This is a genomic window from Streptococcus mitis (assembly GCF_002005545.1).
Lineage (GTDB): Bacteria > Bacillota > Bacilli > Lactobacillales > Streptococcaceae > Streptococcus > Streptococcus mitis_I.
In genome coordinates this window covers 206,673-227,767 of record NZ_LBMT01000001.1, presented here as the reverse complement: position 1 = coordinate 227,767, position 21,095 = coordinate 206,673, and the positions used below count along the sequence as shown (strand labels likewise).

Sequence of the window (21,095 nt, the reverse complement as noted above, 5' to 3'; positions counted from 1 at the left end):
CTGTTTTGTTAATATGATTAACAAAGAAAAGAGAGATTATGGATAAAAAAGAATTTATTGCATTTAATAATCGTTTCAATAGATTTATTTTAGCGTTTGACCAGTTAAAAAAAAATCAACATAAAAGTGGTGTTGACAAATCCATTACGTTGAATGAGGTACATTTGATTGTTGTGATTGGGAAAAATCAGCCCTTAAATCTAGTAAAATTATCTGAATTATTAGAAATTTCAAGAAGTGCAATAACTCAAAGTGTTAGGAGATTGATTCAAAAAAATTTAGTTGTTTTTGATTTTGATCCGAATAATGGGAAAAATAAATATTTGAGATTATCTGAAAAAGGCATCGAAATTTTTAAAATCCATAAGGAGCAACAAGAATATATTGAAAAATCAATCTTTTCAGTTTTAAACAACTATAGCGAGGTGGAACTTAAAACAGTTGTGAAATTGATGGATGATATTGAAAAGGTGTGGGGAGAATTACCGTGGTAAAAGTCACGGTAAATTTCAAATATAATTGTTAAGCAGATTAACAAAAAGGAGAAGATATGACTGTAAACATAGAACTGATTTCACAAACAGATTTAGCGGATGAATCTTTTTATATTGCTATTAATGGTTTAGAACCAAGGGCAATGTATTGTGTAGAAATGTACCTGTCTGATTATTACTGTATAAATGCTCCTTTGCTTTTAGATCATGATGTTATATGGAAATCAACCGCAATTTTTTTATCTGATCAGGACGGTATGATTGATACCTCTCAGACAGCATCTATTTCGGGATCTTATAAAGGAGTTTCAGAAATGGGATTATTCTTTAATGCGAAACCGTTGAAGAACAGGAAAAGGAGATTACCGAGTTCTCTTGATAGAATTCCATTACGAGATTGTTTTGGTGTTGAAATTAAAATCAGGCTGGGGAAAGATATGGTCGCGGAGCAAAGTTTTGTAAGGCGTTATATGAATCTGGGAGTAAGATATCAAGATATCTATGACAAGCATTTTCAAGGTCGATTATTTTATGATGAAAAGTTAAGAAGGGCGCCAGCCGTGATTATTGTTAGCGGTAGTGAGGGAAGAATTGAAAAAGCTCAGAATATTGCCCAACTTTTATCTTCTAGAGGCTATATTTGTCTTGCAATAGCTTATTTTGGTTTAGAGGGATTACCCCAAAATTTAGAACGAATTCCAATAGAATGTCTGGAGGAAGCGAAAGATTTTCTATATCATCATCCTCAAGTTGATAATACAAAAATAGGAATATATGGTCGCTCTAAAGGAGCAGAGCTTGTTCTGGCTGGACAAAGTACTTTGGAAGATGTGCAATGTTTGGTACTCAATTCCCCCTCAAATGTAATATTTGAGGGAATAAAGGGAAAACTCAACTCTCATTCATCTTCTTGGACATATTTGCAAAAAGAACTTCCGTATCAAAAATTTCAGTTAGGAAATTATTTGTTAAACAAGTTTTTTGGAAAACACATTCCTGAAGATAGTAGGGCTCAGATTGATGTGAGTAAAATTTCCTCTCCTTTATTATTACTAGGAAGCGATGTTGATGAAATATGGAATGCATCATCCGCGATAGATGATATCATTTCACATTATAAAGGGGAATCCATTTTGTTTAAAAAATACCATGAAACAGGGCATATGTTGACGGTTGCTTATCAACCGAATCATCGTTATCGAAAAGATTGGCGCTTATTAATGAAAGAAAGTGTAGACTCTTGGCTTGTTACGATAAATTTTTTTTATACACATCTGAAGAATTTGTAGATAGTGCTGAACCGTACTATAATAGTCCTAACTAAGATAAAAACACAGTTCTGGTTGGTAGTCCAGTCTACAAAAGCAAACACTAAAACAAGAGAAATTTGAATACAAACAGTAAAAAATAGAGAGAAGCATAAGGGACATTAACTCACTCGTTCCCATATTTGATTATTCCTCCATAAAGTGGATGGATGATTTTTATAAGAGGAGTTTGCATTATTGAATAGAAAACCAAGTGTTTCCTAAAATTTTCATTGAGATATGTTATACTATATTCAATAAGTGAGTAAGGAGAAAGCTATGCCAGTAAACGAATATGGTCAGATGATTGGTGAGTCAATGGAAGGTTATACACCCGGTGCACTGCCTTCTATTGATTTCTTAGAAGGGTGTTATGCTCGAATAGAGGCTCTCTCGGTAGAAAAGCATGCGGAGGATTTATTAGCTGTTTATGGCCCTGATACGCCTCGGGAGATGTGGACCTACCTCTTTCAGGAACCAGTGGCAGACAGAGAGGAACTGGTTACTCTTTTAAATCAGATGTTGGCTCGTAAGGACCGTTTTTACTATGCAATCATAGACAAGGCGACTGGTAAGGCTTTGGGAACTTTTTCTCTCATGCGAATTGATCAGAATAATCGAGTCATAGAAGTGGGAGCTGTCACTTTTTCTCCAGAGCTCAGGGGGACACGGATAGGGACAGAAGCCCAGTATCTACTGGCTCGCTATGTCTTTGAAGTGCTTAACTATCGTCGCTATGAGTGGAAATGCGATGCTCTTAACCTGCCATCAAGACGAGCTGCGGAACGTTTGGGCTTTGTCTATGAAGGAACCTTCCGTCAGGCAGTCATTTATAAGGGGCGTACGAGAGATACGGATTGGTTGTCTATGATTGATAAGGACTGGCCACAAGTCAAAGCTCGTTTGGAAACGTGGTTGAGTCCTGAAAATTTTGATAAAAATGGACGACAGCACAAGAGCTTGAGAGAACTCTAAGAGGTGTTGAGATGATCACTATTAAAAAGCAAGAAATTGTCAAGCTAGAGGATGTTTTGCATCTCTATCAGGCTGTCGGTTGGACAAATTATACCCATCAACCAGAGATGCTGGAGCAGGCCTTGTCTCATTCATTAGCGATTTATGTGGCACTTGATGGCGATGCTGTAGTGGGCTTGATTCGTTTGGTTGGAGATGGATTCTCATCAGTATTGGTTCAGGATTTAATTGTTTTACCAATCTATCAGCGTCAAGGGATAGGCAGTGCTTTGATGAAAGAGGCTTTAGAGGATTACAAAGATGCCTATCAAGTCCAGCTGGTGACAGAACAGACAGAAAGAACCTTGGAATTCTATCGTTCTATAGGCTTTGAAATCTTATCCACCTATAATTGTATAGGTATGACTTGGGTGAATCGTAAAAAATAACAAAACTTGTTTTTTCTTAAGCAAAGTTTAAGGCTGGTCTAGTATTATATAGTCATTAAATAAAGACCTCCTAACTTTATTTAATGAAATCCTAAAACTTTTTTCATCATAATCTCCTAATGAAGTCACCCAATCAGGTGACTTTTTTGTGGGGTGAGGTGATGGTAATAGAAATTTTTTGCAAAATAGTAAAATCTGAGAAAAGTTAAGCTAGTTTTAAGCTTCGTCTTGTATCATATAGTTATTAAATAAAGACCTCCTAACTTTATTTAATAAAATCCTAAACTTTTCTTTTTCATAATAATCTCCCTTAACTCCCCCCAATCAGGTGGAGTTTTTTGGCTCTATTTCAGGCTTTTTGGGACTATTCTAAAAATCATTTTTCGATATTTTTCGGATTTTGGTCGGGGAATTGGCGGGAATCTTTTTAGCGAATATGACTAAGAAATAGGTCTGTTGCTATTTAAGTGAATTCAACCTTAATTTGATTGTAGGTGACTGTTAATTGAAGGAATGGAACTATTGTAATGACGATTTTACTTGTCCAGTAGTGGCGTATTAAATGAGGAGTGACATGTAAGCTTGTCTCTTCGTTTACGAAATCAAAATTTTTATGAAATTGATAGAATCCCTAACTTTCTCTTAATCTTGACCGTTTTGTTGTACAGTGGTTAAAGCTTGAAAAGTCGAGAATATAAACATTTGACAAAATTTGTGAACTGTGGGATAATAAAAAGGAATTGAGTACTAGTTCTATATCATAGGCTAGAAAAGACCCCAAGCTCACGACCAAATAAGCTTGAGGTCTTTTTTGACACTATTTGTCCTTGTTTAGCCATTTATCGACTAATCGAAGAACGACACCGACCACAATTGGTCCGATGATAGTTTTGAGTACTAATTCCATCATGGGCTATCTCACCTCCTTTCGCAGGCGGTGTAGAAGTGCCGTATGATATTATACCACATAAGTGCTAAAGTCGGGAGTTACCCAATCGGGTGGCTTTTTTGTTTGTGGCTTGGATTTTTGATATAATAGAGCCATGAGTAGAATTTTAGATAATGAGATAATGGGGGATGAGGAGTTAGTAGAACGTACGCTCCGTCCTCAGTACTTACGTGAATATATTGGGCAGGACAAGGTCAAGGACCAGCTCCAAATCTTTATTGAGGCTGCCAAAATGCGGGATGAAGCGCTGGATCATGTCCTCTTATTTGGGCCTCCAGGTTTGGGAAAAACGACCATGGCTTTTGTTATGGCCAACGAACTAGGTGTCAATCTCAAGCAGACTTCGGGTCCAGTCATTGAAAAAGCCGGAGATCTGGTAGCGATTTTGAATGACTTAGAGCCTGGGGATGTCCTTTTTATTGATGAGATTCATCGCTTGCCCATGTCGGTGGAGGAGGTGCTTTATAGTGCCATGGAGGACTTCTATATTGATATCATGATTGGGGCTGGTGAAGGTAGTCGCAGTGTTCATTTGGAGTTGCCACCTTTTACCTTGATTGGTGCGACGACTCGGGCTGGTATGCTCTCAAATCCGCTACGGGCACGTTTTGGAATTACAGGTCATATGGAGTATTATGCTCATGCTGATTTGACGGAAATTGTTGAGCGGACGGCAGATATTTTTGAGATGGAAATCACCCATGAGGCAGCGTCTGAGTTGGCTCTACGTAGCCGTGGAACCCCTCGTATTGCCAATCGTCTCCTCAAGCGCGTGCGCGATTTTGCCCAGATTATGGGGGATGGGGTTATCGATGATGTTATTACGGATAAGGCTTTGACTATGCTGGATGTTGACCATGAAGGTTTGGACTATGTGGACCAAAAAATTCTCCGGACCATGATTGAGATGTACGGTGGTGGCCCTGTCGGCTTAGGAACTCTTTCTGTTAATATTGCCGAGGAGCGCGAGACTGTCGAAGACATGTATGAGCCTTACTTGATTCAAAAAGGTTTTATCATGCGGACACGTTCTGGACGGGTGGCGACTGCTAAGGCATATGATCATTTGGGGTATGAGTACAATGAAAAATAAGCAAGAAATTCTAGAGGCTTTTAGAAAAAATTCAGATATGATGGCTATTCTGACTATCATCCGAAATCTGGAGTTGACAGATTCCTGGCTGGCAGCAGGTTCTGTCAGAAATTTCATCTGGAATCTCTTGTCAGACAAATCCCCTTTTGACTGTGAAACAGATGTGGATGTAATTTTCTTTAATCCAGATATTTCTTATGAAGAAACCTTATTACTGGAGAAAAAGCTGAGAGAGGACTTTTCTCAGTACCAGTGGGAATTGAAAAATCAAGTCTATATGCACCAGCATAGCCCTCATACTGCTCCCTATAGCAGCTCTTGTGATGCTATGAGTAAGTATCCAGAACGGTGTACGGCAGTTGGACTGCGCTTGAATGAAGAATTGGATTTTGAGCTCTATGCACCTTATGGTTTGGAGGATATTTTGAATTTTCAAGTTCGTCCAACTCCTCATTTTTTAGAGAACGAAGACCGAATGGAGCTCTATCAAACACGATTATCCAAGAAAAATTGGCAGGAAAAATGGAAAAATTTGATTTTTAAAAATACTTAAGGAAACTTTAAGCTAGGAAGTGTATACTAAGTCCATAAGTTAAGAAGACCTTAACTTAAACTCCTAAAACTTTTTCATAATAATCTCCCTATAAAAAATAGAGTCGCCCAATCAGGCGGCTTATTTTTTTGAAAAATGGGCTTTGTGCCTGAGAATAATACTCAATGAAAATCAAAGAGCAAACTAGGAAGCTAACCGCAGGTTGCTCAAAACACTGTTTTGAGGTTGCAGATAGAGCTGACGTGGTTTGAAGAGATTTTCGAAGAGTATAAATAGCTTAGTGATAGAAGAAAATGGGGAAATATGGTATAATGAAACGATAGATTTTTGAATAGGAATAAGATCATGTTTGGATTTTTTAAGAAAGATAAGGCTGTGGAAGTAGAGGTTCCGACACAGGTTCCTGCTCATATCGGCATCATCATGGATGGCAATGGCCGTTGGGCTAAAAAACGTATGCAACCGCGAGTTTTTGGACATAAGGCGGGCATGGAAGCATTGCAAACTGTGACCAAGGCAGCCAACAAACTGGGCGTTAAGGTTATTACGGTCTATGCTTTTTCTACGGAAAATTGGACCCGCCCAGATCAGGAAGTCAAGTTTATCATGAACTTGCCAGTAGAGTTTTATGATAATTATGTCCCGGAATTGCATGCGAATAATGTTAAGATTCAAATGATTGGGGAAACGGACCGCCTGCCTAAGCAAACCTTTGAAGCTCTGACCAAGGCTGAGGAATTAACTAAGAACAACACAGGATTAATTCTTAATTTTGCCCTCAACTATGGTGGACGTGCTGAGATTACACAGGCCCTTAAGTTGATTTCCCAGGATGTGTTAGATGCCAAAATTAACCCAGGTGACATCACAGAGGAATTGATTGGCAACTATCTCTTCACCCAGCATTTGCCTAAGGAGTTACGAGACCCAGACTTGATTATTCGGACTAGTGGAGAATTGCGCTTGAGCAATTTCCTTCCATGGCAGGGAGCCTACAGTGAGCTCTATTTTACAGATACCTTGTGGCCTGATTTTGACGAGGCGGCCTTGCAGGAAGCCATTCTTGCCTACAATCGTCGTCATCGCCGATTTGGAGGAGTTTAGGAGGAAATATGACACAGGATTTACAGAAAAGAACCTTGTTTGCAGGGATTGCCCTGGCTATTTTCCTACCAATTTTAATGATTGGGGGACTCTTGCTGCAGATAGCAATTGGAATCATAGCCATGCTAGCCATGCATGAACTTTTGAAGATGAGAGGTCTAGAGACCATGACGATGGAGGGCCTCTTGACCCTCTTTGCAACCTTTGCTTTGACCATTCCCTTGGAGAATTACCTGACTTTTTTACCAGTTGATGGGAATGTGGTTGCTTATAGTGTTTTGATTTCAATTATGTTAGGAACGACTGTTTTTAGCAAGTCATATACGATTGAGGATGCTGTTTTCCCTCTTGCTATGAGCTTTTATGTGGGCTTTGGTTTTAATGCTCTATTAGATGCTAGAATTGCAGGTTTAGATAAGGCACTATTAGCCTTGTGTATTGTTTGGGCAACAGACAGTGGTGCCTATCTTGTTGGGATGAACTATGGTAAACGAAAACTAGCTCCGACAGTTTCTCCAAATAAAACCTTTGAGGGTGCCTTGGGTGGTATTTTAGGTGCGATTTTAGTAACCATCATCTTTATGATGTTTGACAGAACAGTTGCTCTTCCGTATGGAATTTACAAGATGTCGGTATTTGCTATTTTCTTTAGCATTGCTGGACAATTTGGTGATTTACTAGAAAGTTCGATCAAGCGTCACTTTGGTGTCAAGGATTCTGGGAAATTTATCCCTGGACATGGTGGTGTTTTGGATCGTTTTGATAGTATGTTGCTTGTATTTCCAATCATGCACTTGTTTGGACTCTTTTAATCAAAAGACGGAGGAAATACTATGCTCGGAATTTTAACCTTTATTCTGGTTTTCGGGATTATTGTGGTAGTGCACGAGTTCGGACACTTCTACTTTGCCAAGAAATCAGGGATTCTAGTGCGTGAATTTGCCATTGGAATGGGCCCCAAGATCTTTGCTCATATTGGCAAGGATGGGACGGCCTATACCATTCGAATTTTGCCTCTTGGGGGCTATGTTCGCATGGCCGGTTGGGGTGATGATACAACTGAAATTAAGACAGGAACTCCTGTTAGTTTGACGCTTACTGATGATGGTAAGGTTAAACGTATCAATCTATCAGGTAAAAAATTGGATCAAACAGCCCTCCCTATGCAGGTGACCCAGTTTGATTTTGAAGACAAGCTCTTTATCAAAGGATTGGTTCTGGAAGAAGAAAAAACATTTGCAGTAGATCACGATGCAACGGTTGTGGAATCAGATGGAACTGAGGTTCGAATTGCTCCCTTGGATGTTCAATATCAAAATGCAACTATCTGGGGCAAACTGATTACTAACTTTGCAGGTCCTATGAACAACTTTATCTTAGGTGTCGTTGTTTTCTGGATTTTAATCTTCATGCAGGGTGGTGTCAGAGATGTTGATACCAATCAGTTCCATGTCATGCCTCAAGGGGCCTTGGCTAAGGTAGGAGTGCCAGAAACGGCCCAGATTACCAAGATTGGCTCACATGAAGTTAGCAACTGGGAAAGCTTGATCCAGGCTGTGGAATCAGAAACCAAAGATAAGACGGCCCCGACCTTGGATGTGACTATTTCTGAAAAGGGTAGTGACAAACAAGTCACTGTTACTCCGGAAGAAAGTCAAGGCCGTTACCTTCTAGGTGTTCAACCGGGAATTAAGTCAGATTTTCTATCCATGTTTGTAGGTGGTTTTACAACTGCAGCCGACTCGGCCCTCCGAATTCTATCAGCTCTGAAAAATCTGATTTTCCAACCGGATTTGAACAAGCTAGGTGGACCTGTTGCCATCTTTAAGGCAAGTAGTGATGCTGCTAAAAATGGAATTGAGAATGTTTTGTACTTCTTGGCAATAATTTCCATCAATATCGGGATTTTTAATCTTATTCCGATTCCAGCTCTGGATGGTGGTAAGATTGTGCTCAATATCCTAGAAGCCATCCGCCGCAAACCATTGAAACAAGAAATTGAAACCTATGTCACCTTGGCCGGAGTGGTCATCATGGTTGTCTTGATGATTGCTGTGACTTGGAATGACATCATGCGACTCTTTTTTAGATAATCGAGGAATATTATGAAACAAAGTAAAATGCCTATCCCAACGCTTCGCGAAATGCCAAGCGATGCTCAAGTTATCAGCCATGCTCTTATGTTGCGAGCTGGTTATGTTCGTCAAGTCTCAGCAGGTGTTTATTCTTATCTACCACTTGCCAACCGTGTGATTGAAAAAGCTAAAAATATCATGCGTCAAGAATTCGACAAGATTGGTGCCGTTGAGATGTTGGCTCCAGCCCTTCTTAGTGCAGAATTGTGGCGCGAATCAGGTCGTTACGAAACCTATGGTGAAGACCTTTACAAACTAAAAAACCGTGAAAAATCAGACTTTATCCTAGGCCCAACTCACGAAGAAACCTTTACAGCTATTGTCCGTGATTCTGTTAAGTCTTACAAGCAATTGCCACTTAACCTTTACCAAATCCAGCCTAAGTATCGTGATGAAAAACGCCCACGTAATGGACTTCTCCGTACACGTGAGTTTATCATGAAGGATGCTTACAGTTTCCACGCTAACTATGATAGCTTGGACAGTGTTTACGATGAGTATAAGGCTGCTTATGAGCGAATTTTCACTCGTAGTGGCTTAGATTTCAAGGCTATTATTGGTGACGGTGGAGCTATGGGTGGTAAGGACAGCCAAGAATTTATGGCCATTACACCTGCTCGTACAGACCTTGACCGCTGGGTTGTCTTGGACAAGTCAGTTGCCTCATTTGATGAAATTCCTGCAGAAGTGCAAGAAGAAATCAAGGCAGAATTGCTCAAATGGATGGTTTCTGGTGAAGATACCATTGCTTACTCAAGTGAGTCTAGCTATGCAGCTAACTTAGAAATGGCAACAAACGAGTACAAACCAAGCAACCGTGTTGTCGCTGAAGAAGAAGTGACTCGTGTTGCAACGCCAGATGTTAAATCAATTGATGAAGTTGCAGCCTTCCTCAATGTTCCAGAAGAACAAACGATTAAAACCCTCTTCTACATGGCAGATGGTGAGCTTGTTGCGGCCCTTCTAGTTGGAAATGACCAACTCAACGAAGTTAAGTTGAAAAACTACTTGGGAGCAGATTTCTTTGACGTTGCTAGCGAAGAAGTGGCGAATCTTGTTCAAGCAGGATTTGGTTCACTTGGCCCAGTTGGTTTGCCAGAGAATATTAAAATCATTGCAGATCGTAAGGTGCAAGATGTTCGCAATGCAGTTGTCGGTGCTAACGAAGATGGCTACCACTTGACTGGTGTGAATCCAGGTCGTGATTTTACTGCGGAATATGTGGATATCCGTGAAGTTCGTGAGGGTGAAATTTCTCCAGACGGACAAGGTGTCCTTAACTTTGCGCGTGGTATCGAAATTGGTCACATCTTCAAACTCGGTACTCGCTATTCGGCAAGCATGGGAGCAGATGTTTTGGATGAAAATGGCCGTGCTGTGCCAATTATCATGGGATGTTACGGTATCGGTGTCAGCCGTCTCCTTTCAGCAGTGATGGAGCAACACGCTCGCCTCTTTGTTAACAAAACGCCAAAAGGTGAATACCGTTACGCATGGGGAATCAATTTCCCTAAAGAATTGGCACCATTTGATGTGCACTTGATTACTGTCAATGTCAAGGACGAAGAAGCACAAGCCTTGACAGAAAAACTTGAATCTAGCTTGATGGGAGCTGGTTACGAAGTCTTGACAGACGACCGTAATGAACGTGTCGGAGTCAAATTCAGCGATAGTGACTTGATTGGGTTGCCAATCCGTATCACTGTTGGTAAAAAAGCAGCCGATGGCATTGTAGAAGTTAAGATTAAAGCGACTGGTGACACCATCGAAGTTCATGCCGATAACGTGCTTGAAACGCTTGAAATCCTCAGCAAGAAATAAAAACTATAATCAGAAGAAAAACAAGGAAAAAATGTAACTAGTTTTTACCTTGTTTTTTCTGTATAATGGGAAAAATGAGTAGATAAAGAGGTAAATGTATGCTAAGATTTCCAAAGGATTTTGTCTGGGGATCCTCCACTTCTGGGCCGCAGACAGAAGGGCGTGTAGCTGGTGACGGTAAGGGAGATAATCTCTGGGATTATTGGTACCAAGTAGAGCCAAATCGTTACTATAATGGAATTGGTCCAGATAAAACATCAACCTTTTATGAAAACTGGGAAAAGGATATCGACCTCTTGTTAGAAACTGGTCACACGGCCTTTCGGACTTCTATTCAGTGGTCACGGATTTTTCCACAAGGGCGTGGGGAAGTCAATCCTCAAGGTGTGGATTTCTATCGTAAGGTTTTTGAGGCTATTAAGGCTAAGGGGATTCGTCTTTTAGTCAATCTTTATCATTTTGATTTGCCTTTTGCCCTTCAAGAGGATGGTGATGGTTGGGAAAATAAGGCGACTGTCTCAGCCTATGAAGACTATGCTCGTTTTTGTTTTGAGACTTATGGAGATTTAGTGGATCAATGGATTACCTTTAACGAGCCCATCGTTCCTGTAGAATTTGGCTATTTTTACGATGCCCATTATCCACATAAGGTGGATGCAGAGGCAGCCATTAAAGTAGCTTATCATACACAATTGGCTAGCAGTCGGGCGGTTAAGGCCTGTCATGAACTCTTGCCAGATTCCAAGATTGGGATTGTCCTCAACTTGACACCGGCTTATCCACGTAGCCAGCATCCTGCTGATGTCAAAGCAGCTCGGATTGCGGATCTCTTTCAGGCCCAATCCTTCTTAGATCCGTCCGTTTTGGGGACTTATCCACAGGAGTTGGTAGAAATCTTGCATGAATACGGTCTCTTGCCTGATACTACAGAGGAGGAGTTGGATCTCATTCGTGACAATACAGTGGATTTCCTTGGTGTCAACTACTATCAACCCTTGCGTGTTATGGCTCCTCGATTTGCTAAGCATCCAGAGAGTCCACTCTTACCAGAACATTTTTACGAGCCTTATGTGATGCCTGGGCGTAAAATCAATCCTCATCGTGGCTGGGAGATTTATGAGCAAGGGATTTATGATATTGCCCAAAATATCAAGGAAAATTATGGCAATATCGAGTGGATGCTGACTGAGAATGGCATGGGTGTTGAAGGGGAAGAAAAATTCCGTCAAGATGGAATGATTCAAGATGATTACCGTATTGACTTTGTAAAAGGTCATCTTCGTGAACTGCACCATGCCATTGAAGATGGAGCCAACTGTAAGGGCTACTTGATTTGGACCTTTATCGATTGCTGGTCATGGCTCAACAGTTATAAAAATCGCTATGGTTTGGTCGAATTAGACTTGGAAACGCAAGAACGTCGTCTGAAAAAATCAGGGCATTGGTTCAAGGAATTAAGCGATAATAATGGATTTTAAAAAGGACTCTGACTGATTATCCTAATTGGTCAGAGTTTTTTGCTTACAGGAGCTTAATTTGAACTATACCAATTTTTACTCTTGACAAGTTAAAGAAACAAGTATATACTGTTTTTGCTGATTCTATAAAAGAGGAATTAGACTATACCAATTTTAAGGAGAAAGCACAGCTGGTCTGTGTCGTATATACTATGTGTGGAATTGTTGGTGTTGTTGGAAACACAAATGCAACTGATATTTTGATTCAAGGACTTGAAAAGCTTGAATACCGTGGCTATGATTCTGCGGGGATTTTTGTCCTAGGTGGTGCTGAAAACCATCTAGTCAAGGCTGTTGGTCGTATAGCAGAATTGTCTGCCAAGACAGCTGGTGTTGAGGGAACAACTGGTATTGGACATACTCGTTGGGCGACTCACGGGAAACCAACGGAAGACAATGCTCACCCACACCGCTCTGAGACAGAACGTTTTGTTTTGGTGCACAATGGGGTGATTGAGAACTACCTTGAAATCAAGGAAGAATACCTTGCAGGTCACCACTTCAAAGGGCAAACAGATACGGAAATCGCCGTTCACTTGATTGGAAAATTTGCAGAAGAAGATGGCTTGTCAGTTCTTGAAGCCTTCAAAAAAGCTCTTCACATCATCCGTGGTTCTTATGCCTTTGCCTTGGTTGACTCACAAGATCCTGAAGTCATCTATGTAGCTAAGAATAAATCACCACTTTTGATTGGTCTTGGGGAAGGCTATAACATGGTCTGTTCAGATGCGATGGCTATGATTCGTGAGACCAACCAATATATGGAAATCCATGACCAAGAGTTGGTCATCGTCAAGGCTGATAGCGTGGAAGTTCAAGACTATGATGGCAACAGTCGTGAGCGTGCTAGCTACACTGCTGAGCTAGACTTATCTGATATCGGTAAGGGAACTTATCCTTACTACATGCTCAAGGAAATCGATGAGCAACCAACAGTGATGCGTAAGTTAATCCAAGCCTACACAGATGAGGTTGGTCAAGTAGTAGTAAACCCAGCTATCATCAAGGCTGTTCAAGACGCAGACCGTATCTACATCCTTGCAGCTGGGACATCTTACCACGCAGGATTTGCTTCTAAGAAAATGCTGGAAGAATTGACAGATACGCCAGTTGAACTTGGAATCTCATCTGAGTGGGGCTACGGTATGCCACTTCTCAGCAAGAAACCACTCTTCATCTTTATCAGTCAGTCTGGTGAAACAGCGGATAGCCGTCAGGTTTTGGTCAAGGCTAATGAAATGGGAATCCCAAGCTTGACAGTGACAAACGTACCAGGTTCAACTCTTTCTCGTGAAGCCAACCATACCATGCTTCTTCATGCAGGTCCTGAAATTGCCGTAGCCTCAACCAAGGCCTATACAGCGCAAATCGCAGCCCTCGCCTTCCTTGCAAAAGCAGTCGGTCAAGCAAACGGCAATGCTAAAGCGCAAGCCTTTGACCTAGTTCATGAGTTGTCAATCGTAGCTCAGTCGATCGAATCAACTCTTTCAGAGAAAGAAACCATTGAAGCCAAGGTTCGTGAGCTTCTTGAAACAACTCGCAACGCCTTTTATATCGGACGTGGTCAAGATTACTATGTAGCTATGGAAGCAAGTCTCAAACTCAAAGAGATTTCTTACATCCAGTGTGAAGGTTTTGCGGCAGGAGAACTCAAGCACGGAACTATTGCCTTGATTGAAGAAGGAACGCCTGTTTTGGCCCTCTTGTCAGATCCAGTCCTTGCCAACCATACTCGTGGAAATATCCAAGAGGTCGCAGCCCGTGGTGCCAAGGTGCTTACAATCGCAGAAGAAAATGTTGCCAAAGATACAGACGATATCGTCCTTACGACCGTACACCCTTACCTCTCACCAATCTCAATGGTCGTACCAACGCAATTGGTCGCTTACTTTGCAACGCTTCACCGTGGTCTCGATGTGGACAAACCACGTAACCTTGCTAAGTCAGTAACGGTAGAATAATCTAAAAAAAGTCTAGTTATCTAGGCTTTTTTCTAATGATCCAATTTATTGAAAGTAAAAATAATTAGTGATAGAATACCCTAAAACTAAAAGAGATAGCGAGGAAACACCATGGTAGAATTGGGAATTTCAACATTTGGGGAAACAACGGAGCTTGAGGGGACTGGGCAAACTTACAGTCATGCTGAACGCATTCGTCAGTTAGTGGCAGAGATTGAGCTGGCTGACAAGGTTGGTTTGGATGTGTATGGGATTGGTGAGCACCATCGAGCGGATTTTGCAGTATCAGCCCCAGAGATTATTCTGGCCGCCGGGGCAGTCAATACAAAGAAAATCCGTTTGACCAGTGCAGTCAGTATTCTCTCAAGCATGGATCCTATTCGTCTGTTCCAACAGTATGCCACTATCGATGCTTTGTCAAATGGACGTGCAGAGATTATGGCTGGAAGGGGTTCTTTCACGGAATCTTTTCCCTTGTTTGGCTATGACTTGAAAGACTACGAAGCTCTTTTTGATGAGAAATTAGACTTGCTTCAATTAGTCAATGAAAAGACTAAGTTAGACTGGAAAGGTCGATTGACTCAAACGATTGCTGGTAAAGAAGTTTATCCTCGTCCAGTTCAGGACAAATTACCCTTGTGGATAGCGACAGGTGGTCATGTAGAGTCAACAGTGAAGATTGCTCAGGCAGGCTTACCGATTGTCTATGCTATTATTGGTGGCAATCCGCGTTATTTTAAAAAGTTGATTCAGGCTTATCGTGCGATTGGGAGCGAAGCGGGTCATGCCAGTCATGAGCTAAAAGTTGGGGCCCATTCTTGGGGTTGGATTGCTGAGGATGGCGAGCAGGCGGTGAAAGATTATTTCCATCCGACCAAGCAAGTAGTGGATGCTATTTCCAAAGACCGTCCTCATTGGCAGGAATTGCGTTATGAACAATATTTGGAGCAAATTGGACAAAATGGTGCCATGTTTGTGGGCAATCCAGATCAGGTGGCAGAAAAATTGATTCGCATGATTGAGGATTTAGGTTTGGATCGCTTTATGTTGCACCTACCTCTTGGTTCCATGCCTCATGAACAAGTCCTAAGAGCTATTGAACTCTTTGGAACACAAGTAGCACCCAAAGTACGGGCTTATTTTGCCATGAAAGAGGCTTAATAAAAAATCCTAATCAAGCTGATAAAAAATCTATATAACAACTATTTTTAAAAAAGTAATAAACAGAAAAGAATCTCTGAAAAGCTAGTAAAATCAAGCTTTCCAGAGATTTTTTTCGTTATTGATATAAACAATCCCAATCAAGTTGATAGTCAATATATATTGGGAAAAGGTCAAAAGGAGTGGTAAGATGGTTTCAATCCAAATGGAAGGAGAAAAGTATGACAAGTAAAAGAGAGCTAGTTTTTAGAGCCATCCGAGGAGAAGAAGTGGAACGAGTTCCTGTAGGCTTTTGGTTTCATTTTGTAACACTGGAGGAAAAAGGGCAAGGATTAAATAACCCACGTATCTTCCAAAAAAGTGTAGAGGGGCATCGACAGTACGTTGAAAGAATTCATCCTGACTTTGTCAAAATAATGAGTGACGGCTTTTTCATTTATCCAAGTAATGTCTATAGTCCTTCGACTGCCAGTGTTCAGGAGTTGGCTTCTATTGAGTCGATTGGTGAAAACCATCTTTGGATTCAACAACAAGTAGAAGTGGTAAAAGCCATTCGAGCGACCTTCACTGAGGAAATTGCTTCATTCTACAATATCTTTTCTCCGATTTCCTACCTGAAAAGGTGGTTTCGTACAGAAACTTCTAGAGGTGATAAGGAGGTTGCAGATCTTTTTCTTGAAAATCCAGAGCTATTCAGGGAGATTTTAGATGTGATAGCTGAGGATATCGCCATCCTAACTAAGAAAATCATTCAGGATGGTGGAGCAGATGGGATTTACCTCAGTACACAAGAAATTCAGGATGAGCGCATCACACCAGACTTGTACCAGACCTATATCGATCCAAGTAATATAAAGGTTTTAGAAGCTGCTAATCAGGCAGGTGGGATAAATATCCTGCATATCTGCGGTTTCCAAGGTGCCAGTAATGATGTGACTATTTTCAAAGATTATCCAGCCCAGGTTTTCAACTGGGCAACCCACCATGAAGCAGTTAGTTTGCCTCAAGGTCAGGAGCTATTTCATGGCAAAGCGGTCTTAGGTGGTTTTGAAAATGGGAAGCAGAGCCTGCTTTATGGAGGTAGAAAAACTGAACTACAAGAGGAAACCAAACGCTTGTTGGCTGAAGCTGGGACTAGAGGAGTCCTTCTTGGAGCAGATTGCACGGTTCCAGATGACTTTGAATTAGAAAGATTGGACTGGATTCGTCAGGCTGCTATTTTAGAATAGGAGGGCCTTATGAAAAGAAAAAAGTGGCTATTAGTAGGGACGGTCCTTGGCTTTGTCATCTTACTTGCAATCAGTCTCACCAAGGGACTTACTTGTAAAGAAGGGACAAGATGCCATGGAGTTCAGGATTTTCAGAAGGGAAGTCTTCCCTTTATTCAAACCAATGATATTGCCAGTGTTTTATTAGTCGAAAAAGAAAGAAATGGAGAATAGAGATGTCAGAAAAAAGAGAATGGGTTTTAAAAGCATTTAGAGGAGAAGTAGTCGATCGTGTGCCTGTTGGTTTTTGGCACCACTTTACATCAGAAGAGGAATGGTTAAAGGGATTTTCAAATCCTGTGATTATTGAAAAGAATATACAAGGTCACAAACAATTTATCCGTGAACTAAATCCCGACTTTATTAAGTTGATGAGTGATGGCTATTTTGCTTATCCAAATCCAGTTATTGCCAAAGGAAAGACACTCCAAGAGTTGGCAGAGATTGAACCTCTGGGAGAAGATCATCCGTGGATTAGAGAGCAAGTAGAATTGGTGAAGAAAATTAAGCAGGAGTTTACGGAAGATATTGTTGCTATTTACAATATTTTTGCGCCTGTGACTTACCTCAAATGGTTACTTGGAGAAGTGTCTGGTGGAGATGATCTCATTGCAGATTTCTTAGTCCAAGATCCTCAGAAATTGAAAAAAGTCCTCGATGTCATTGCGCAAGATATCGCTAGCTTGAGTCAAGCTATTATTAGAGATGCAGGAGCGGACGGTATCTATCTCAGTGTGCAAAGCATTCAGGATGCGCGTGTTTCTGTTGAAGCCTATCAGGAGATTGTTGCGCCGAGTGAACTGACTGTTTTAAATGCAGCTAAGTCGGTTGGTGGGGTAAATATCCTTCATATCTGTGGCTATGAAGGAGCTCGAAACGATATTCATATCTTTGCCGACTATCCAGCTCATGTTTTTAACTGGGCAGTTGGTCCAGAAGGGATTAGTCTAAAAGAAGGTCGTGAGATTTTCAAGGGTCGTACTGTTTTGGGAGGATTTGAAAACGGAAAAGAGGGTCTTCTCTATCGAGGCAGTAAGGAAGAAATCCAAGCTGAAACCAAACGATTGATTGAAGAAACAGGCAAAGAGGGCCTCGTGCTAGGAGCAGATTGTACCATTCCAAGCGATATTGCAGTGGAGCGTATCCAGTGGGTGAGAGAAGCAGTAGCTAAATAAAGGAGAAGAATATGAGTAAGAAAACATGGATTATTGGTGGAGTTGCGGTTGCGGCAGTGCTTGGAGCAACAATTATTGGTAGAACTTTAGCAGGAGCATCTGCTAAAGGTGCAGATGCAGCTTCGTCTGGACAAGTAACAACTTTAAAGGTTGCCCATACTCAAAACTATGTCCCTTATGATTTTATTGATGAAAAAGGGGAATCAGATGGTTATGAAGTCGCTGTTTTAAAGGCAGTTGATGAGAAATTAGCGGATTATAAATTTGAGTATACTGGAACTAGTGATGATGATCTTTTGATTGGACTTGAGTCTGGCAAGTACGATATTGGGACAAAAGGTGCTTGGTATACAGATGAACGGGCTAAGAAATTCATTATTCCATCTGAGCCAGTAGGAGCCAGCATTATTGGTTTTACTGTTAGAAAAGAAGATGAAGCCAAATATAAGAATATTGATGATTTCGCCAAAAACAAAGGAAAATTAGTACCCATCTCTCCTCAAAATGCCCAGTGGAATGTTATCAATAGCTATAATGAGAAACACAAGGATACACCGATTGAATTGACGGCTGCTGAATCCTTCAAAGTGGCAGATGCTTATGCTTGGGTTTTAGAAGGACGTTATGATGCTTTCTTTGACATCAAGCTGTCTTTTGAAAAAGCAGTGACAGCAGAGGATGGTTCTTACCACCAATATGCGGACAAACTTAGCTGGTTCCCTTATAAAGGAATCCCAACCTATCCCTTGATTCACCGTGATGAAAAGGGTGAGAAGTTTGCGAAAGAGTATGAAAAGGCTATTAAAGAATTAAAAGAAGACGGTACTCTAGCTAAACTTTCTCAAAAATACTTTAAAGAAGATGTCTTTAGCTACGTTGATAAAGATTAGATGAGCAATCAGGCATGTTAGAAAGAGGTTTACATGGTTTCATATGATTTTTCAAGAGTGTTCCAATTTTTACCAACCTTATGGCAGGCTCTTCCTATGACCTTGTCCATTCTCTTTTTTACTACAATCCTTGGTTCCCTTTTCGGTGGCTTACTGGCTTGGGCTCAAGTGGGAGAAGACAAGACTTTTGCAGGTCTTTCCAAGGGCTATATTTTCACTCTTCGCTGTACTCCCCCCATTGTTTTACTGTTTTTAGTATTTTATGGTTTACCTGAATTTTTAAAATGGTGGTTGAATTTAGATATCAACAACTGGTCTAAAACGGTCTTTGTCTTATTTACCATGGTCTTGCTATTTGCAGCTATCATTGCAGAGGTGTTTAAGGCTTCTTATCAGGCAATTCCAAAAGGTCAGATGGAGGCTGGAGTCAGTATTGGTCTGACACCTAGTCAGACATTTTGGAGAATCATTTTTCCTCAAGCTTTTCAAGTGGCCCTTCCAAATGTGACGACCGCCATTCTAAATTTAATGCGGGACGCTGCCCTAGCCTATACGATTGGTTTTGTAGATGTCATGGGGGCTGGGAATCTCTTAATCAGTCGCAATTTGGGAAATTACTCTCTTGAAACCTATACAGCGGTTGCCATTCTTTATTGGGGTGTAGCCTTGGCTGTTTCCTTCTTGAGTCGCTTGTTAGAAAAATCTTTGGAAACGAAAGGGAGATAGGATATGGATTTTGACTATATTGCAAAAACCTTTTTAGAGACTTTAAAAGGGGTGCCAACCACCTTGATTATCATGATTGTAGCCATGGTCTTAAGTTTTGTACCAGCTTTGTTTTTAGCTCTGGGGCAAATATACAAAATCAAAGGTGTTCGAACATTCTCCCTCGTGTACCTAGCTTTTATAAGAGCAACGCCTCCGATTTTGCTGATTCTTTTCTTTTATAGCTTGTTTCCGAGTTTGCTCAATCAATTTCTCAAAAGCATAGGAAGTGATGTGGACATCTTTAAACTCAATCCTATCTATTATGCTTTTATTATCTATAGCTTGATGACAACAGGTAGTTTATCAGAAATCTTACGTTCGGCTATTTTGACTGTGGATAAGGGACAATTAGAAGCTGCACAAGCGATTGGTTTAACCACTAGCCAGGCTTATGTGAGGATTGTTTTTCCACAGGCCTTGCGGTCAGCCCTACCCAATCTGGCTAATCTAGTCATCAATATTGTAAAAGGAACCTCTTTAGTCTTTGTGATGACCATTAAGGATATTACAGCCATTGCCCGTGTTGAAGCGTCTTATGGCTATCAGTATTTTGAATCTTATTTTGTGATCTTTTTACAGTACATTCTTATTTGTGGATTGATTCAATGGGGCTTTTCAATCTTAGAGAAACGCTATATTCAAAGAGAAAAGGGACAAGTAGTGCCCAGTACAGGTTTAGCATAGGAGGAGACAATGTTACAAGTAGAACATGTTGCAAAAAAATTTGGAGACAGACAAGTCCTAGAAGATGTTAATCTCAAGGTCAACCAAGGAGATGTTGTTGTAATCTTGGGGCCATCTGGATCAGGTAAAACGACTTTTCTTAGATGTCTCAATCATTTAGAAAAGGCCGATAGTGGTTCTTTGAAACTTGCTGACAAAGACTACGATCTTGGAAAACTGACTAAAAAAGATATTTTAGAAATTCGCCAGAAGACCGCCTTTGTTTTCCAACATTATAATTTATTTGCCAATAAAACAGCCTTGGAAAATATTTTAGAGGGGTTGGTAATTGCTCGGAAAATTCCTAAGGAAGAAGCAACCAAACGTGCGGAAGCTGCCTTAGAAAAAGTTGGTTTACTAGCTTATAAAGATTACTATCCCTCTCAGCTTTCTGGAGGTCAGCAACAACGAATCGGCATTGCGCGTGCCATCGCTGTGAAACCAGAGGTCATTTTATTGGATGAGCCAACGTCAGCCTTGGATCCAGAGTTAGTAGGGGATGTTTTGGATGTTTTAAAACAGTTAGCTAAAGAAGGGGTTACTATGGTAGTAGTGACTCATGAGATGGGCTTTGCCAGAGATGTAGCCAATCATGTCATTTTTATGGATGGCGGGAAAATTGTTGAAGAAAATAATGCCCATGATTTCTTTAGTCGCCCAAAAGAAGAACGAACCAAGCAGTTTTTGGCACGAATACTTTCGGATGCGACCTATAGTGTAGAATATATGATTTGATAGATAGATTTATCAGGTCAAAAATCAATCCCCCGAGC

At 40.8% G+C, this 21,095-nt stretch carries 21 protein-coding genes; 20 read left to right on the top strand and 1 reads right to left on the bottom strand.

The genetic code is table 11. The features are described 5' to 3' along the window. Positions 1 to 38: 38 nt before the first annotated feature. From QS39_RS01065 to QS39_RS01050, 4 genes are all read left to right on the top strand, one after another. On the top strand, positions 39 to 494 hold the full coding sequence (locus QS39_RS01065; protein ID WP_077804387.1) for a MarR family winged helix-turn-helix transcriptional regulator: 456 nt from the start codon (positions 39 to 41) through the stop codon (positions 492 to 494). A gap of 56 nt (positions 495 to 550) precedes the next feature. After that, the gene (locus QS39_RS01060; protein ID WP_077804386.1) at positions 551 to 1,783 is read left to right on the top strand and encodes an acyl-CoA thioesterase/BAAT N-terminal domain-containing protein; all 1,233 of its coding nucleotides are present in this window, start codon (positions 551 to 553) and stop codon (positions 1,781 to 1,783) included. Between the two features lie 297 nt (positions 1,784 to 2,080). Continuing rightward, positions 2,081 to 2,776 (top strand): GNAT family N-acetyltransferase, encoded by a 696-nt coding sequence (locus QS39_RS01055; protein WP_077804385.1) that lies wholly within the window; start codon positions 2,081 to 2,083, stop codon positions 2,774 to 2,776. Positions 2,777 to 2,787: 11 nt separating this feature from the next. Further along, positions 2,788 to 3,204, top strand: coding sequence for a GNAT family N-acetyltransferase (locus QS39_RS01050; RefSeq protein WP_077804384.1), 417 nt, complete (start codon positions 2,788 to 2,790; stop codon positions 3,202 to 3,204). Positions 3,205 to 4,021: 817 nt separating this feature from the next. Here the strand turns inward: QS39_RS01050 and QS39_RS01045 are convergent. Further along, positions 4,022 to 4,114, bottom strand: coding sequence for a type I toxin-antitoxin system Fst family toxin (locus tag QS39_RS01045; protein ID WP_000970382.1), 93 nt, complete (start codon positions 4,112 to 4,114; stop codon positions 4,022 to 4,024). A gap of 133 nt (positions 4,115 to 4,247) precedes the next feature. On the opposite strand from QS39_RS01045, the gene ruvB reads away from it, so the two are divergent. The 16 genes from ruvB (at position 4,248) to QS39_RS00960 (ending at position 21,057) form a co-directional block, all read left to right on the top strand. Further along, positions 4,248 to 5,246, top strand: coding sequence for a Holliday junction branch migration DNA helicase RuvB (gene ruvB / locus QS39_RS01040; RefSeq protein WP_077804383.1), 999 nt, complete (start codon positions 4,248 to 4,250; stop codon positions 5,244 to 5,246). Beyond that, complete coding sequence (locus QS39_RS01035; RefSeq protein ID WP_077804382.1) at positions 5,227 to 5,799, top strand: nucleotidyltransferase family protein; 573 nt, start codon at positions 5,227 to 5,229, stop codon at positions 5,797 to 5,799. Before ruvB ends, QS39_RS01035 begins: the two co-directional genes overlap by 20 nt. A 345-nt stretch (positions 5,800 to 6,144) precedes the next feature. Then, a complete protein-coding gene (locus tag QS39_RS01025; protein WP_000466722.1) occupies positions 6,145 to 6,903 on the top strand; it encodes an isoprenyl transferase in 759 nt (252 codons plus the stop codon). 8 nt (positions 6,904 to 6,911) lie between these two features. Beyond that, positions 6,912 to 7,715: a phosphatidate cytidylyltransferase gene (locus QS39_RS01020; RefSeq protein ID WP_000189852.1), complete on the top strand. Its 804-nt coding sequence runs from the start codon at positions 6,912 to 6,914 to the stop codon at positions 7,713 to 7,715. A gap of 21 nt (positions 7,716 to 7,736) precedes the next feature. Beyond that, positions 7,737 to 8,996: an RIP metalloprotease RseP gene (gene rseP, locus QS39_RS01015; RefSeq protein WP_077804381.1), complete on the top strand. Its 1,260-nt coding sequence runs from the start codon at positions 7,737 to 7,739 to the stop codon at positions 8,994 to 8,996. A 12-nt stretch (positions 8,997 to 9,008) separates the two neighbouring features. Next, positions 9,009 to 10,859 carry a proline--tRNA ligase gene (locus QS39_RS01010; protein ID WP_077804380.1) on the top strand — a complete coding sequence of 617 codons (1,851 nt, stop codon included), beginning with the start codon at positions 9,009 to 9,011 and terminating at the stop codon, positions 10,857 to 10,859. 98 nt (positions 10,860 to 10,957) lie between these two features. Then, positions 10,958 to 12,337, top strand: a complete 1,380-nt coding sequence (gene bglA / locus QS39_RS01005) for a 6-phospho-beta-glucosidase (RefSeq protein ID WP_077804379.1) — start codon at positions 10,958 to 10,960, stop codon at positions 12,335 to 12,337. Positions 12,338 to 12,528: 191 nt separating this feature from the next. Further along, positions 12,529 to 14,337, top strand: a complete 1,809-nt coding sequence (gene glmS / locus QS39_RS01000; RefSeq protein WP_077804378.1) for a glutamine--fructose-6-phosphate transaminase (isomerizing) — start codon at positions 12,529 to 12,531, stop codon at positions 14,335 to 14,337. Positions 14,338 to 14,448: 111 nt separating this feature from the next. Continuing rightward, complete coding sequence (locus tag QS39_RS00995) at positions 14,449 to 15,498, top strand: LLM class flavin-dependent oxidoreductase (protein WP_077804377.1); 1,050 nt, start codon at positions 14,449 to 14,451, stop codon at positions 15,496 to 15,498. Positions 15,499 to 15,719: 221 nt separating this feature from the next. Continuing rightward, entirely contained in the window at positions 15,720 to 16,727 is a 1,008-nt protein-coding gene (locus QS39_RS00990; RefSeq protein WP_077804376.1) for a uroporphyrinogen decarboxylase family protein, read from the top strand. 9 nt (positions 16,728 to 16,736) lie between these two features. Beyond that, a complete protein-coding gene (locus QS39_RS00985; RefSeq protein WP_077804375.1) occupies positions 16,737 to 16,940 on the top strand; it encodes a hypothetical protein in 204 nt (67 codons plus the stop codon). 2 nt (positions 16,941 to 16,942) lie between these two features. Next, positions 16,943 to 17,941, top strand: a complete 999-nt coding sequence (locus tag QS39_RS00980) for a uroporphyrinogen decarboxylase family protein (protein WP_077804374.1) — start codon at positions 16,943 to 16,945, stop codon at positions 17,939 to 17,941. A gap of 11 nt (positions 17,942 to 17,952) precedes the next feature. Next, positions 17,953 to 18,831, top strand: coding sequence for a transporter substrate-binding domain-containing protein (locus QS39_RS00975; protein WP_077804373.1), 879 nt, complete (start codon positions 17,953 to 17,955; stop codon positions 18,829 to 18,831). Between the two features lie 33 nt (positions 18,832 to 18,864). Further along, the gene (locus QS39_RS00970; protein WP_049501821.1) at positions 18,865 to 19,557 is read left to right on the top strand and encodes an amino acid ABC transporter permease; all 693 of its coding nucleotides are present in this window, start codon (positions 18,865 to 18,867) and stop codon (positions 19,555 to 19,557) included. 3 nt (positions 19,558 to 19,560) lie between these two features. After that, the gene (locus QS39_RS00965; RefSeq protein WP_077804372.1) at positions 19,561 to 20,283 is read left to right on the top strand and encodes an amino acid ABC transporter permease; all 723 of its coding nucleotides are present in this window, start codon (positions 19,561 to 19,563) and stop codon (positions 20,281 to 20,283) included. Between the two features lie 9 nt (positions 20,284 to 20,292). After that, entirely contained in the window at positions 20,293 to 21,057 is a 765-nt protein-coding gene (locus QS39_RS00960) for an amino acid ABC transporter ATP-binding protein (RefSeq protein ID WP_023946737.1), read from the top strand. The last annotated feature ends 38 nt before the right edge of the window (positions 21,058 to 21,095 follow it).